Origin of the sequence: Pseudoduganella aquatica (assembly GCF_020865585.1) — a bacterium.
Lineage (GTDB): Bacteria > Pseudomonadota > Gammaproteobacteria > Burkholderiales > Burkholderiaceae_D > Rugamonas > Rugamonas aquatica_A.
This window is the reverse complement of record NZ_CP086370.1, coordinates 6,638,572-6,651,707: the sequence shown is the minus strand read 5'-3', so window position 1 is coordinate 6,651,707 and position 13,136 is coordinate 6,638,572. Positions and strand designations below refer to the sequence as shown.

13 protein-coding genes are annotated in these 13,136 nt (G+C 64.5%); 9 read left to right on the top strand and 4 right to left on the bottom strand.

All coding sequences use genetic code 11. From position 1 onward, the window contains the following. Nucleotides 1-23: 23 nt before the first annotated feature. From map to KT882_RS29660, 4 genes are all read right to left on the bottom strand, one after another. Nucleotides 24-809: a type I methionyl aminopeptidase gene (gene map, locus KT882_RS29675; protein ID WP_161070976.1), complete on the bottom strand. Its 786-nt coding sequence runs from the start codon at nucleotides 807-809 to the stop codon at nucleotides 24-26. Next, complete coding sequence (locus tag KT882_RS29670) at nucleotides 802-1,044, bottom strand: ParD-like family protein (protein WP_161070975.1); 243 nt, start codon at nucleotides 1,042-1,044, stop codon at nucleotides 802-804. The genes map and KT882_RS29670 overlap by 8 nt, the downstream gene beginning before the upstream one ends. A gap of 64 nt (nucleotides 1,045-1,108) precedes the next feature. Beyond that, on the bottom strand, nucleotides 1,109-1,474 hold the full coding sequence (locus KT882_RS29665; RefSeq protein WP_228894003.1) for a VOC family protein: 366 nt from the start codon (nucleotides 1,472-1,474) through the stop codon (nucleotides 1,109-1,111). Nucleotides 1,475-1,547: 73 nt separating this feature from the next. Further along, complete coding sequence (locus KT882_RS29660) at nucleotides 1,548-2,318, bottom strand: AraC family transcriptional regulator (protein ID WP_228894002.1); 771 nt, start codon at nucleotides 2,316-2,318, stop codon at nucleotides 1,548-1,550. A gap of 55 nt (nucleotides 2,319-2,373) precedes the next feature. Here KT882_RS29660 and leuS point away from each other — a divergent pair, with 55 nt between their 5' ends. From leuS to KT882_RS29615, 9 genes are all read left to right on the top strand, one after another. Continuing rightward, nucleotides 2,374-5,022, top strand: coding sequence for a leucine--tRNA ligase (gene leuS / locus KT882_RS29655; RefSeq protein ID WP_228894001.1), 2,649 nt, complete (start codon nucleotides 2,374-2,376; stop codon nucleotides 5,020-5,022). A 2-nt stretch (nucleotides 5,023-5,024) separates the two neighbouring features. After that, nucleotides 5,025-5,609 (top strand): LPS-assembly lipoprotein LptE, encoded by a 585-nt coding sequence (locus KT882_RS29650; RefSeq protein WP_161070971.1) that lies wholly within the window; start codon nucleotides 5,025-5,027, stop codon nucleotides 5,607-5,609. Nucleotides 5,610-5,627: 18 nt separating this feature from the next. Further along, the gene (holA, locus tag KT882_RS29645; protein ID WP_228894000.1) at nucleotides 5,628-6,644 is read left to right on the top strand and encodes a DNA polymerase III subunit delta; all 1,017 of its coding nucleotides are present in this window, start codon (nucleotides 5,628-5,630) and stop codon (nucleotides 6,642-6,644) included. A 130-nt stretch (nucleotides 6,645-6,774) separates the two neighbouring features. Beyond that, the gene (locus tag KT882_RS29640) at nucleotides 6,775-8,040 is read left to right on the top strand and encodes a glutamate-5-semialdehyde dehydrogenase (protein WP_161071115.1); all 1,266 of its coding nucleotides are present in this window, start codon (nucleotides 6,775-6,777) and stop codon (nucleotides 8,038-8,040) included. Between the two features lie 10 nt (nucleotides 8,041-8,050). Next, nucleotides 8,051-8,479, top strand: a complete 429-nt coding sequence (locus KT882_RS29635) for a CopD family protein (protein WP_228893999.1) — start codon at nucleotides 8,051-8,053, stop codon at nucleotides 8,477-8,479. A gap of 15 nt (nucleotides 8,480-8,494) precedes the next feature. After that, nucleotides 8,495-9,097: a 2-hydroxychromene-2-carboxylate isomerase gene (locus KT882_RS29630; RefSeq protein WP_161070968.1), complete on the top strand. Its 603-nt coding sequence runs from the start codon at nucleotides 8,495-8,497 to the stop codon at nucleotides 9,095-9,097. A 54-nt stretch (nucleotides 9,098-9,151) separates the two neighbouring features. Beyond that, nucleotides 9,152-10,354: a THUMP domain-containing class I SAM-dependent RNA methyltransferase gene (locus tag KT882_RS29625; RefSeq protein ID WP_371869324.1), complete on the top strand. Its 1,203-nt coding sequence runs from the start codon at nucleotides 9,152-9,154 to the stop codon at nucleotides 10,352-10,354. Between the two features lie 246 nt (nucleotides 10,355-10,600). Further along, the gene (locus tag KT882_RS29620) at nucleotides 10,601-11,560 is read left to right on the top strand and encodes an IS110 family RNA-guided transposase (protein WP_228892791.1); all 960 of its coding nucleotides are present in this window, start codon (nucleotides 10,601-10,603) and stop codon (nucleotides 11,558-11,560) included. Nucleotides 11,561-11,667: 107 nt separating this feature from the next. Continuing rightward, nucleotides 11,668-12,939 carry a multidrug effflux MFS transporter gene (locus KT882_RS29615; RefSeq protein ID WP_161070967.1) on the top strand — a complete coding sequence of 424 codons (1,272 nt, stop codon included), beginning with the start codon at nucleotides 11,668-11,670 and terminating at the stop codon, nucleotides 12,937-12,939. The last annotated feature ends 197 nt before the right edge of the window (nucleotides 12,940-13,136 follow it).

Sequence of the window (13,136 nt, the reverse complement as noted above, 5' to 3'; positions counted from 1 at the left end):
GCGTAACCCGCCGGGCGCCGCCGCTAGCCCTGCTCTCCAGGCGCCAGCGTCAGCACGTCATAACCGGTCTCGGTGACCGCCACCATGTGCTCCCACTGCGCGGACAGCGAACGGTCCGCCGTTACCACGGTCCAGCCGTCCGGCATTTCGCGCGACTGCGGCTTGCCCGCGTTGATCATCGGCTCGATGGTGAACAGCATGCCGGGCTGCAGCACCATGCCGGTGCCGGGCTTGCCGTAGTGCCGCACTTCCATCGATTCGTGGTACACCAGGCCGATGCCGTGTCCGCAATAATCGCGCACCACGCTGAAGCCGGCCGCTTCGGCCACCGTCTGGATGGCGTGGCCCACGTCGCCCAGGGTGGCGCCCGGTTTCACCGCGCGTATGCCGGCCCACATGGACTGGTAGGTCACGTCCACCAGGCGCTCGGCCTGCTTGGAGGGCTGGCCCACGTAGTACATGCGGCTGGTGTCGCCGTGCCAGCCGTCCTTGATCACCGCCACGTCGATGTTGATGATGTCGCCGTCGCGCAGCACGCGCTTGGGCGAGGGGATGCCGTGGCAGATGACTTCGTTGACCGAGGTGCAGACGGTGGCCGGGAAGCCGCCGTAGCCCACATTGGCCGGGATCACCTGCTGCACTTTGACGATGTAGTCGTTGCAGATCTTGTCCAGGTACTCGGTGGTGACGCCGGCTTTCACGTGCGGGCCTATCATGGTCAGCACGTCGGCGGCCAGCTGGGCGGCCACGCGCGCCTGGGCGATCTGCTCCGGGCTCTTGATGAGGATTTCGTCGCGCTTCTTACGCATGGTGCCTCCGCTGCGCAATCGGCGTGGTGGCGACCGCGTCGGCCAGCGAGGGGCCGTCCTGCGCGGCGCGCAGCAGCATCTGGCAGATGTCGCTGTAGCGCAGGTCGGGATTGGTTTCGGCCAGCATGCCGATGCGCAGCCAGTGCTCGGCCTGCGCGTTGATGGAGCGGCTCAGCGCGCCGCTCGCCACACGCAGGTTTTCATGCATCTGGTCTGAAATTTTTACGATACCCATGAGGCATACTTTCATATATGGTTTGTATATGAAACGTATATTATCATGGATGGCGCCCTCCTGCCTAGCGCACGTCCTCGAGCTTGAAGACGGGGTTGTAGATCAGGCCCAGCATATTGCCGAAGGGATCGTTCAGCTCGGCCACCTTGATGCCTTCGCCCACGTCCTGGATGGCCGAGTGCTCGGTGGCGCCCAGCGCCAGGATGCGCGCCACGTCGGCCTCGATATTGTCCACGCCCCAGTACACGCGGCTGCCCGCCGTGCCGGGCACGCCGTCCGGCACCAGGCCCAGTTCGAAGCCGCCGACGGCGTAGCCCGCGTAGAAGGGCTGGTCGAAATACGGCGCCGCGCCGAACACGCTGCTGTACCAGGCCTTGCCCCGCTCCATGTCCGGCACCGGATAGATGGCGGTGCGCAGTCCTTTGATCATCTTGTTCTCCTTGAAATGTTGGCGATGGCTGCATCTTGCCATGCCCGCAGCGGCCGCGATTGGAAAAATGGAATCAGCGCAGGAAGCTTTCCGGCGCGCCGCCGGAAAACTCCTGGAAGTCGTGGATCAGATGGGACTGGTCGAAATAGCCGCAGTCCAGGGCCAGCCCGGCCCAGTCCGGCGCTGCGGCCTGCGCCAGCGCGCCGGTGGCGCGGCGGAAGCGGCAGATGCGGGCGTACATTTTCGGCGTCAGGCCCACCCTGGCGCGGAACTGCGCCGCCAGGTGCTGGCGCGACACGCCCAGGCCATCGGCCAGGGCCTCGATGCGCAGGGCGCCGCCGCTGCCGTCGATGGCGTGCAGCGCCGCGGCCACCAGGGCGCCGGCCGGAGAGGCCGCCGCGCCGCCTAGCCCGGCCAGGCGCGCCATCAGATGGCGTTCTATCAGGGCTATGCGCCGCCCTTCGTCCAGCGCGCCGCCCCACAGGCCGTCGGCCAGGCGGTCGGCGTCGCTGCGGCCCCACAACAGGTCCAGTTCGGTGCGCCGGTCGGCCAACTGGTGCAGGGGCAGGGCGGGCTGCAGGAACAGGCCGGCCGCGCCGGGCCTGAAGCGCACCGCCACCGTGCGCACGGTCTGCCCGGACGCCACGTGGATGGCGCGCGTCATCATGCCGACGGCAAAGGCCGGCGCGCCGGTGTCCTGCCACAGGATGTCGATGCAGTTGTCCGGCAGGACGCGGTGCGAGACCGGGCGGCCGTCCCGCGCCACCCCGCCGGACGCGCTTGCCCACAGGCACGCGACATACGGGCGCAAGGCTGGGTGGGGCGGAAATTCCTTATAGTGCATGCTGTTATAATGACCGGTTCATATCCACCAATATTTCATACTGGCCGCACACATCATGCAAGATAAATATAGTCCCGCCGACGTTGAAAAAGCCGCCCAATCCCACTGGAAGGCGATTGATGCCTACAAAGCGGTAGAAAACGACCCACGTTTCCCTAAAGGCAAGTACTACGCTTGCTCGATGCTGCCTTACCCTTCGGGCAAGCTGCACATGGGCCACGTGCGCAACTATACAATCAACGACGTGATGTACCGCTACCTGCGCATGAACGGCTACAACGTGCTCATGCCCATGGGCTGGGACGCGTTCGGCATGCCTGCGGAAAACGCGGCCATGGCCAACAACGTGCCGCCGGCGCAGTGGACGTATTCCAATATCGCCCATATGCGCGAGCAGATGGAATCCATGGGCCTGGCCATTGACTGGTCGCGCGAAATGACCGCGTGCAAGCCCGAGTACTACAAGTGGAACCAGTGGATGTTCCTGAAGATGCTGGAAAAAGGCATCATCTACAAAAAGACCGGCACCGTGAACTGGGACCCGATCGACCAGACCGTGCTGGCCAACGAGCAGGTGGTGGACGGCCGCGGCTGGCGTTCCGGCGCGCTGATTGAAAAGCGCGAAATCCCGATGTACTACGCCCGCATCACCGACTACGCCGACGAGCTGCTGGAATACGTGGACACCAAGCTGCCGGGCTGGCCCGAGCGCGTGCGCACCATGCAGACCAACTGGATCGGCAAATCGACCGGCGTGCGCTTCGCCTTCCCGCACGAGATCAAGGACGCCGACGGCAACTTGATCCAGGACGGCAAGATGTTCGTCTTCACCACCCGTCCGGACACTATCATGGGCGTGACCTTCTGCGCCGTCGCCGCCGAGCACCCGCTGGCCACGCACGCCGCGCAGAACAACCCTGAACTGCAGGCCTTCATCGCCGAGTGCAAGATGGGCTCCGTGATCGAAGCCGACATGGCCACGATGGAGAAGAAGGGCATGCCGACCGGCCTGTTCGTCACCCATCCGCTGACCGGCGCGCAGGTCGAAGTCTGGGTCGGCAACTATGTGCTGATCACCTACGGCGACGGCGCCGTGATGGGCGTGCCTGCGCATGACGAGCGCGATTTCGCCTTCGCCAACAAATACAATCTGCCGATCAAGCAGGTCATCACCACCGCCGCCAACCCGGCGTTCTCCAGCACCGAGTGGCAGGAATGGTATGGCGACAAGGAAGTGTCCATCGTCACCAACTCGGGCAAGTACGACGGCCTGAACTACGCCGCCGCTGTCGATGCGGTTGCCGCCGACATGGAAGCCAAGGGCCTGGGCGAGAAGAAGATCACCTTCCGCCTGCGCGACTGGGGCATTTCGCGCCAGCGCTACTGGGGCACGCCGATCCCGATGATCCACTGCGCCGACTGCGGTTCGGTGCCTGTGCCGGAAAAAGACCTGCCTGTCGTGCTGCCGGAAGACTGCGTGCCGGACGGCACCGGCAACCCGCTGAACAAATACGAAGCCTTCCTGAAGTGCGACTGCCCGCAGTGCGGCAAGCCTGCGCGCCGCGAAACCGACACCATGGACACCTTCGTCGATTCGTCGTGGTACTACATGCGCTATACCTCGCCGGGCGCGAACGCCATGGTTGACGAGCGCAACGACTACTGGATGCCGATGGACCAGTACATCGGCGGCATCGAGCACGCCGTGATGCACTTGCTGTACGCGCGCTTCTGGACCAAGATCATGCGCGATTTCGGCCTGGTGAAGTTTGACGAGCCTTTCGTCAACCTGCTGACCCAGGGCATGGTGCTGAACGAGACCTACTACCGCGAAGACGCGGCAGGCAAGAAGACCTGGTACAACCCGGCCGACATCAATCTGACCACCGACGACAAGGGCCGCCCGCAAAGCGCGCTGCTGAAGGACGACGGCCAGCCGGTGAACATCGGCGGCACGGAAAAGATGTCCAAGTCGAAGAACAACGGCATCGACCCGGCCGCGCAGATCGAGCAGTACGGCGCCGACACGGCCCGTTTGTTCACGATGTTCGCCTCGCCGCCCGAGCAGACGCTGGAATGGTCCGGCTCCGGCGTGGAAGGCGCGAACCGCTTCCTGCGCCGCGTGTGGGCGTACGGCTACGCGCAGAAGGCCCGCATCGAAGCGGCGGGCTCCACCGGCGCCGTGTCGGCGGCCGTGGCGGGCGACGCGCAGAAAACCCTGCGCCGCGAACTGCACAAGATCCTGCAGCAGGCCGACTATGACCTGAAGCGCATCCAGTACAACACCGTGGTGTCGGCCTGCATGAAGATGCTCAACACCATGGAGTCGGCCAAGCTGGACGACAGCGCGGAATCGAACGCCGTCGTCTCCGAAGGCTACGCCATCTTCCTGCGCCTGCTGAACCCAGTGGCGCCGCACATCACCCACGTGCTGTGGGAAGAGCTGGGCTACGGCAAGGCGATGGGCGACCTGCTGAACGCGCCGTGGCCGCAAGTGGACGCCGCCGCGCTGGAGCAGTCCGAGATCGAGATGATGATACAGGTGAACGGCAAGCTGCGCGGTTCGGTGAAAGTGGCCAAGGGCGCCGACAAGGCCGCCATTGAAGCCGCCGCGCTGGCCGAGGAAAGCGTGCAGAAGTTCATCGAAGGCACGCCGAAGAAGGTCATCGTGGTGCCGGGCAAACTCGTCAACATCGTGGTGTAAGCATGAAGACCACCACCCATGTTCTGAAACGCGGCGCCGGCGCGCTGCTGGTGGCGGCGGCGCTGGCCGGTTCGCTGTCGGCTTGCGGCTTCCATCTGCGCGGCTCGGGCGGGCACTACACGCTGCCTTTCCCGGCCATGTATGTGGGCCTGCCGGAGTCGTCGCCGCTGGCGATTGACCTCAAGCGCAATATCCGCGTCAACGGCAATACGGTGGTGGTGTCCGACCCGGCCCAGGCCGACGGCGTGATCGAGGTGCTGACCGACCCGGAAAAAACCCGCACCAAGACCATTCTGTCCCTGAACAAAAATGGCCGCGTGCGCGAGTACCTGCTGGCCTACACCATCGTGTTCCGCGTGCGGGACAAGCTCGGCAACGAGCTGCTTGCGCCGACCAGCATCAGCTTGAATCGTCCCATCACCTTCGACGAAACCCAGCTGCTGGCGAAGGAGCAGGAAGAGGCGCTGCTGTACAAGGACATGCAGACCGACCTGGTGCAGCAGATGATGCGCCGCATGGCGGCCATCAAGCCGGTGGCGGCATTGTCGCTGGCGCCTGCGGTGCCGGTGGCGGCGCCCAAGGAATAAACGGATGAGTAACAACGTATGCAACTGAGGCTGGAAGCGCTGGACGGGCATTTGAGCAAGCCGCTGGCGCAGCTCTACGTCATCACCAGCGACGAGCACCTGCTGGCGCTGGAAGCGGCGGACAAAATCCGCCGCAGCGCGCGCGCGCAGGGCTATTCCGAGCGCGACGTGCTCACCGTGGAGCGCAGCTTCAAGTGGGGCGAGCTGCTGGCGGCGAACCAGGCCTTGTCCCTGTTCGGCGACAAGAAGCTGATCGAGCTGCGCATCCCGACCGGCAAGCCGGGCAAGGACGGCGGCGCGGCGCTGCAGAATTACGTGAAGGATTTAAGCCCGGACAACCTGACGCTGATCACCCTGCCCAAGCTGGACTGGCAGACGCAGAAGGCGGCCTGGGTGGCCAGCCTGCAGCAGGCCGCCGTGTACATCGACATTCCGAATGTCGAGCGCGCGCAGCTGCCGGGCTGGATAGGATCGCGCCTGGCCGCGCAAGGCCAGAGCGCGGACCGCCAGAGCATAGACTTCATCGCCGACCGCGTTGAAGGCAATCTGCTGGCGGCGCATCAGGAGATACAGAAACTGGGCCTGCTGCACGAAGCGGGCAAGCTGGCATACGAACAAGTGCATGACGCGGTGCTGAACGTGGCGCGCTATGATGTGTTCAAATTGAGTGAAGCGATGCTGTCCGGCGATCCCGCGCGGCTGGTGCGGATGCTCGAAGGCTTGAAGGGCGAAGGCGAAGCGCTGCCGCTGGTGCTGTGGGCGGTGTCGGAAGAAATCCGCACGCTGCTCAAGCTCAAGGCCGGGATGGCGCAGGGACGGCCGCTGGGCGCGCTGCTCAAGGAGTACCGCATCTGGGGGCCGAAGGAACGCATGATGGAACCGGCGCTGCGGCGCGTGTCGCTGCAGCTGCTGGAAGCTGCGCTGCAGGAAGCGGCGCAAATCGATAAGATGATCAAGGGCCTGCGCGCCAAGGCATACGCGGGCGACGCATGGGACGCAATGCTGCAGCTGGCGCTGAAGGTGGCGCGCGGCTAGTTGTGGCGGCCGGGTTGGCGGGTTACGCGCTGCGCGCTAACCCGCCCTACGATCCGGCATGGAGCACGCTAACACGCAGGGCGGGTCAGGCGCGCAGCGCCGTAACCCGCCGGAACTGAACGGGACTGAAATGGACATCACGCAGTACATGGAACAAGTGGGCCGGCAGGCGCGCCTTGCATCGCGCGCCATGGCCCGCGCCGACAGCGCGCAGCGCAACCGCGCGCTGCTGCTGATCGCCGACGCGATCGAACGCGACGCGGCCGCCCTGCGCGCCGCCAACCAGCTGGACCTGGACGCGGCCGCCGCCGCCGGCCTGGCGCCGGCCCTGCTGGACCGCCTCACGCTGTCCGACAAAGCCATCGCCACCATGGTCGAAGGCCTGCGCCAGATCGTGGCGCTGCCGGACCCCATCGGCGAAATCAGCGGCCTGAAATTCCGTCCGAGCGGCATCCAGGTGGGCCAGATGCGCGTGCCGCTGGGCGTCATCGGCATCATCTACGAAGCCCGCCCCAACGTCACGGTGGACGCGGCCGGCCTGTGCATCAAGAGCGGCAACGCCACCATTTTGCGCGGCGGCTCCGAAGCCATCCACTGCAACCGCGCGCTGGCCAAGCTGGTGATGGAAGGCCTGCAAGGCGCCGGCCTGCCTGCGGACGGCGTGCAGGTGGTGGACACCACCGACCGCGCCGCCGTCGGCGCCCTGATCACCATGCCGCAGTACGTGGACGTCATCGTGCCGCGCGGCGGCAAGGGCCTGATCTCGCGCCTGATGAAGGAAGCCACGGTGCCGATGATCAAGCACCTGGACGGCATCTGCCACGTCTACATCGACGCCATGGCCGACATGAAGAAGGCGCTGGACGTGGCCTTCAACGCCAAGTGCCAGCGCTACAGCCCGTGCAACACCATGGAAACGCTGCTGGTGGCGCGCGCCATTGCGCCGCGGGTGCTGCCGGAACTGGCCAAGCTGTACGCGGCCGAGAAGGTGGAGCTGCGCTGCGATCCGGAATCCTACAAGATCCTGGAAGGCTACCCGCAGCTGGTGCGCGCCACCGAGGAAGACTGGGCGACCGAATACCTGGCGCCTATTCTGGCGGTGCGCGTGGTGGAAGGCATCGATGAGGCGATGGACCACATCAGCACCTGGTCGTCCAAGCACACCGAGTCCATCATCACCGAAGACTACAGCGACGCCATGCGCTTCCTGCGCGAAGTCGATTCCGCTTCCGTGATGGTGAACGCGTCCACCCGTTTCGCGGACGGCTTTGAATACGGCCTGGGCGCCGAAATCGGCATCTCGAACGACAAGCTGCACGCGCGCGGACCGGTGGGCCTGGAAGGCCTGACGTCGATGAAGTACGTGGTCTTCGGCCACGGCGAAGTGCGCAAATAGAAAGATCTCCATGCTCTGGGTAAAAGCGTTCCACATCCTGTTCGTCGTGTCCTGGTTCTCCGGGCTGTTCTACCTGCCGCGCATTTTCGTGAACCTGGCGCTGGAGAAGGAGAGCGTGAGCCGCGAGCGCCTGCTGCTGATGGCGCGCAAGCTGTACCGCTTCATGATGATGCTGTCGGTGCCGGCGGTGCTGCTGGGCGCGTGGCTGCTGTGGCTGCAGTATGGCGGCAATGGCAGCTTCAAGATGCCGGGCTGGATGCACGCCAAGCTCGCGCTGGTCATCCTGGCGATAGGCTATTCGCACGCCTGTGGCGCCATCCTGAAGAAGTTCGAGCGCGGCGCGAACACGCGCAGCCATACGTGGTACCGCTGGTTTAATGAAGTGCCGGTGCTGATGCTGCTGGCGATTATCATCCTCGTAGTTGTGAAACCTTTCTGAGAAAGCGAGCAGCGCATGAGCAAGACCTGCCAATACTACTTTGCCCCGCATTCGCCGTGGAGCTACCTGGGCCACGAGCGTTTCGTGGCGCTGGCCAAGGCGCACGGCGCGCAGATCGACATCCGTCCCTTCGATCTGGGCAAGGTGTTTGGCGTGTCCGGCGGGCTGCCGCTGGCCAAGCGCGCGCCGCAGCGCCAGGCTTACCGCCTGGTGGAGCTGGCGCGCTGGTCGGCATTCCTCGGCGTGCCGCTGACCTTGCAGCCGAAGTTCTTCCCGGTGTCGCCGGATGCGGCGGCCCGGCTCATCATCGCCGCGCGCCTGACGCACGGCGTGGACACGGCGCTGCAGCTGTCCGGCGCCATCATGCGCGGCCTGTGGGCGGAGGAGCGCAACATCGGCGACGAAGAGACGCTGGTGCAGATCGCAAACAGCTGCGGCCTGGACGGCCGCGCGCTGACCAAATCGTCGCAGACGGCCAGTGTGCAGGCCGAATACGACAAGAACACCGAAGCCGCCACGGCCGCCAATATTTTCGGCTCGCCGTGGTATGTGCTCGATGGCGAAAGTTTCTGGGGCCAGGACCGTCTCGATTTCCTCGAGCGGGCGCTGGCCTCGTGATGTACGCGCTGCGCGCAGGCGCAGCGTTTTTTTTAACGGATAAAAGGTACCCCTATGGCTTCCTATTTTTGCCCATGCCCGCGCGGCATGGAAGCGGCGCTGGCCGAAGAACTGACTGAAATCACGCAGCTGCCCGGCAGCACGCTCAAGGTGCACAACCAGGTGCCGGGCGGCGTGCACTGCTCCGGTTCGCTGGAGGATTCCTACCGCGTCAACCTGCACTCGCGCATTGCTTCGCGCGTGCTGATGCGCATGGCCGCCGGCGGCTACAAGAACGAGAACGACATCTACGACTTGACCCTGGAGCAGCCGTGGGAAGAGTGGTTCGGCGTGGACCACACCATCCGCGTGGATGTGACGGCGGTGAAGTCGCCGCTGAAAAGCCTGGAGTTCACCACGCTGAAGATCAAGGACGCGATCTGCGACCGCTTCCGCGACATGTACGGTTCGCGCCCGTCGGTGAACACCCGCGAGCCGGACATGCGCATTGTCGGCTTCCTGGACGCGCACCAGTACATCGTCTACCTGGACACCTCGGGCGAAGCGCTGTTCAAGCGCGGCTGGCGCGATGAAACGGGCGACGCGCCGCTGCGCGAAAACCTGGCCGCCGGCCTGCTGCGCGTGTCGGGCTGGAAGCCGGGCACGCCGCTGTTCGACCCCATGTGCGGTTCCGGCACCATCCTGTGCGAAGCGGCGCAGATGGTGCAGGGCATTCCGCCCGGCGCGCGCCGCCGTTTCGCCTTCGAGAAGTTCCACGACTTCGAGCAGGGCGCATGGATGGACATGAAAAACGCCATCAAGCCGAATCCGCTGCCGTCCGAGCCGACCATTTTCGGTTCCGACATCTCGGGCGACATGGTGGCCATGACGCGCCACAACCTGAAGTGCGCCGGCATCATGTTCGACATTCCGCTCAAGCAGATCGAGGCGCAGGAAGTGAAGGCGCCGACCGAGCAGCCGGGCATCCTGCTGACCAATCCGCCGTATGGCGAGCGTATCGGCGTGCGCGGCGACAGCACGCTGCCGGAAGATGAACTGGCGACTTCGTTCTACTCGGCCTTCGGCACCACGCTCAAGCAGCGCTTCGCCGGCTGGACCGCCTTCCTGTTCACGGCGGACCTGGGCCTGCCCAAGCTGCTGCGCCTGAAGGAAGCGCGCAAGACGCCGTTCTTCAACGGCGCGCTGGAATGCCGTTTGTTCCGCTTCGATATGGTGGCGGGCTACAACCGCCGCGAAGAAGCCAAGCCGAAAGGCTGATGCAAAGGCGGCCGCCGGCCCGTCCTGGCGGGTTACGGCGTGCCGCCTAACCCGCCCTTGTATTATTCCATCTGCCCCGAAAACGGAACGTCGGGGCAGAGCAACTGGATGCCGTACCCGCCCTTGGTCGCCAAGATCGTGATGTAGATTTCGCAGCAGTTGCTCTTATTCCATTAAAGATCGAACAGTATCTTTGGCCCGGCGTGCCGTGAGCCCGCATTTGCAAGGTTGATCAGGAGAAGAGTAATGTTGTGTCTTGGTATAGATGTCGCCAAATTGAAGGTCGATTGCGCACTGCGCCTGGAAACGGGCAAACACCGTGCGAAAGTTGTAGAAAACACCCAGGCTGGCTTTGCCAAACTGGAAGCGTGGCTGCAGAGTCATACGGACGGGTTGCCCCATATCTGCATGGAGGCCACTGGCGTCTATTGGGAGGCGATCGCGGAGTTCTTTGCCCGTCGGGGCTACCGCGTCAGTGTCGTCAATCCGGCCCAGATCAAGGCGTTTTCCCAGGCGCAGCTGGTGCGCACCAAGACCGACCAGGTCGACGCCAAGGTCATTGCCGAGTTCTGCGCCAAGCATGGTCCGGAAGCATGGCAGCCGCCGCCGCTGAGCGAACAGGAATTGAAAGCGATGGTGCTGCGCCTGGATGCGCTGCTGGCCATGCAGACGCAGGAAACGAACCGCCTGGACGTGGCGCGCGAATCGGTCCGGGCCGATATCGAACAGCATATTGCCTGGCTCGGCGAGCAGATTAAACAGCTGCGCAAGCGCGTACGTGATCACATCAACGACGATCCCGACATGCGCGGCAGACGCGACTTACTCGATACCATTCCCGGTGTCGGGGACAATACCATTGCGTTACTGCTGGCCTATGGCATGCATGCCGGGCGCTTCGACAACGGTCGGCAGGCTGCCGCCTTTGCAGGCCTCGATCCGCGCCAACATGAGTCCGGATCAAGCGTGAAGCAGCGGCCCCGGATGTCCAAGATCGGCCACGCGCATCTGCGCAAAAATCTGTACATGCCGGCTATGGTGGCGCTGTACCGCACCGACTGGGGGCGCCAGTTCCGCACCCGCCTACAAGCAGCAGGCAAGCCGGCCAAGCTGGTGATCGGCGCCATGATGCGCAAGCTCGTCCACGTTGCTTTCGGCGTCTTAAAATCTGGCAAACCATTCAATCAGGAGCTTCAAAACGCTTGACCGGCATAACAGTATCTACGCAATTAGCGAAATCCGTGAATCCGCGTAGGGCGGGTTAGCGGGGCGCAGCCCCGCGTAACCCGCCAACCTCCGCCGCGAGACCGTCAATGTTCCCCACTCCGCCCGCCAATCTCCCGCCCGATCCGGTCGCCGAGATCCCCCCGCCTGAACCCAGCCACGCCAAACCGCTGAGCGCCTTCGCGCTGGCCATCGTGCTGGCCTCGCTGTCCATGCTGGGGCCGTTCTCCATCGACGCCTATCTGCCGGCCTTCCCCAACATCCAGGCCTCGCTGCACGCCACGCCGCTGGAAGTGCAGCAGACGCTGACGGCCTACATGCTGGCCTTCGCCGGCATGGTGCTGTGGCACGGCGCGCTGGCCGACGCTTTCGGACGGCGCAACGTGGTGCTGGTGTCGCTGGTGCTGTTCGCCATCGGCACCATGGGCTGCGCCGCCGCGCATTCGGTGCATTACCTGTGGTTCTTCCGCGTGCTGCAAGGCGTGTCGGCCGGCGCCGGCGTGGTGGTGGGCCGCGCCATCATCCGCGACCTGTATGCGGACGCGCACGCCGCGCGCCTGCTGTCCATGGTCACCATGATCTTCTCCATCGCGCCCGCCGTGGCGCCGGTGCTGGGCGGCGTCATCGTGAAGTACCTGGAGTGGCGCGCCATCTTCCTGTTCCTGTTCGTCTACACGGTGGGCCTGTTCGTGGTGTGCTGGCGCCGCCTGCCGGAAACGCTGCCGCCGTCCCGGCGCCAGCCTTTCAACCCGCGCTACCTGGTGCACAGCTATCGCACCATCCTGTCCTCGCCGCTGTTCCACCTGAAGTCCGGCGTGGTGGCCTTCAATTTCGCCGGCCTGTTCGTCTACATCACGGCGGCGCCGGTGATGCTGCCGCGCCACCTCGGCCTCGGGCCGGACCAGTTCGGCTGGCTGTTCATCCCGGCCGTGAGCGGCATTTTCCTCGGCGCGCTGGCGGCCAACCGCATCGCGGGCAAGATGAGTTTCGCGCGCCAGATCGGCGTCGGCTTCTGCTTCCTGATCACGGCCGCCACCTTCAACGTGGCTTACCATTTGTTTCTGCCGCCGTCGCTGCCGTGGAGCGTGGCGCCGCTGTTCTTCTACACCTTCGGCATGTCGGTGGTGGCGCCGGCCGCCACGTTGCTGGGCCTGGACCTGTTTCCCCACATCCGCGGCACGGTCGCTTCCTGCCAGTCTTTCGCCACCACGCTGCTGGGCGCGGTGGTGGCCGGCGCCATCGCGCCGGTGCTGTCGGACTCAGTGTTGTGGTTGGCCTACGGGCAGCTGGCCTTTACCGTGACGGCGCTTGCATTCTGGTTGACGGCGCGGCATTACCGGAGCATGCTTCTGACGCAATAAGCGGGTGGTAGTTATCGGCTGGAAAGTGTGATAAGTTTAGCGAGAAATTTATCTTGCCGATAAGTTATCTTAGTTGTTTATGCTACTATCACTTTTTTTGGTGCCTTGTTTTACGACAGTTGGTTTAAATATTAATGCGGGCGCGCCTTGCCGTTGAGCGCCGTCCACTCCTCGACGAAGTTCCTTGGCGGCAATGC

Excerpts from the sequence above, each read along its gene's own strand:
- KT882_RS29630 (WP_161070968.1), top strand. The coding sequence starts at position 8,495 with ATGAGCAAGACCTGCCAATACTACTTTGCCCCGCATTCGCCGTGGAGC.
- KT882_RS29665 (WP_228894003.1), bottom strand. The coding sequence starts at position 1,474 with ATGATCAAAGGACTGCGCACCGCCATCTATCCGGTGCCGGACATGGAG.
- KT882_RS29640 (WP_161071115.1), top strand. The coding sequence starts at position 6,775 with ATGGACATCACGCAGTACATGGAACAAGTGGGCCGGCAGGCGCGCCTT.
- KT882_RS29615 (WP_161070967.1), top strand. The coding sequence starts at position 11,668 with ATGTTCCCCACTCCGCCCGCCAATCTCCCGCCCGATCCGGTCGCCGAG.
- KT882_RS29660 (WP_228894002.1), bottom strand. The coding sequence starts at position 2,318 with ATGCACTATAAGGAATTTCCGCCCCACCCAGCCTTGCGCCCGTATGTC.
- KT882_RS29625 (WP_371869324.1), top strand. The coding sequence starts at position 9,152 with ATGGCTTCCTATTTTTGCCCATGCCCGCGCGGCATGGAAGCGGCGCTG.
- map (WP_161070976.1), bottom strand. The coding sequence starts at position 809 with ATGCGTAAGAAGCGCGACGAAATCCTCATCAAGAGCCCGGAGCAGATC.
- KT882_RS29650 (WP_161070971.1), top strand. The coding sequence starts at position 5,025 with ATGAAGACCACCACCCATGTTCTGAAACGCGGCGCCGGCGCGCTGCTG.
- KT882_RS29620 (WP_228892791.1), top strand. The coding sequence starts at position 10,601 with ATGTTGTGTCTTGGTATAGATGTCGCCAAATTGAAGGTCGATTGCGCA.
- holA (WP_228894000.1), top strand. The coding sequence starts at position 5,628 with ATGCAACTGAGGCTGGAAGCGCTGGACGGGCATTTGAGCAAGCCGCTG.
- KT882_RS29635 (WP_228893999.1), top strand. The coding sequence starts at position 8,051 with ATGCTCTGGGTAAAAGCGTTCCACATCCTGTTCGTCGTGTCCTGGTTC.
- KT882_RS29670 (WP_161070975.1), bottom strand. The coding sequence starts at position 1,044 with ATGGGTATCGTAAAAATTTCAGACCAGATGCATGAAAACCTGCGTGTG.
- leuS (WP_228894001.1), top strand. The coding sequence starts at position 2,374 with ATGCAAGATAAATATAGTCCCGCCGACGTTGAAAAAGCCGCCCAATCC.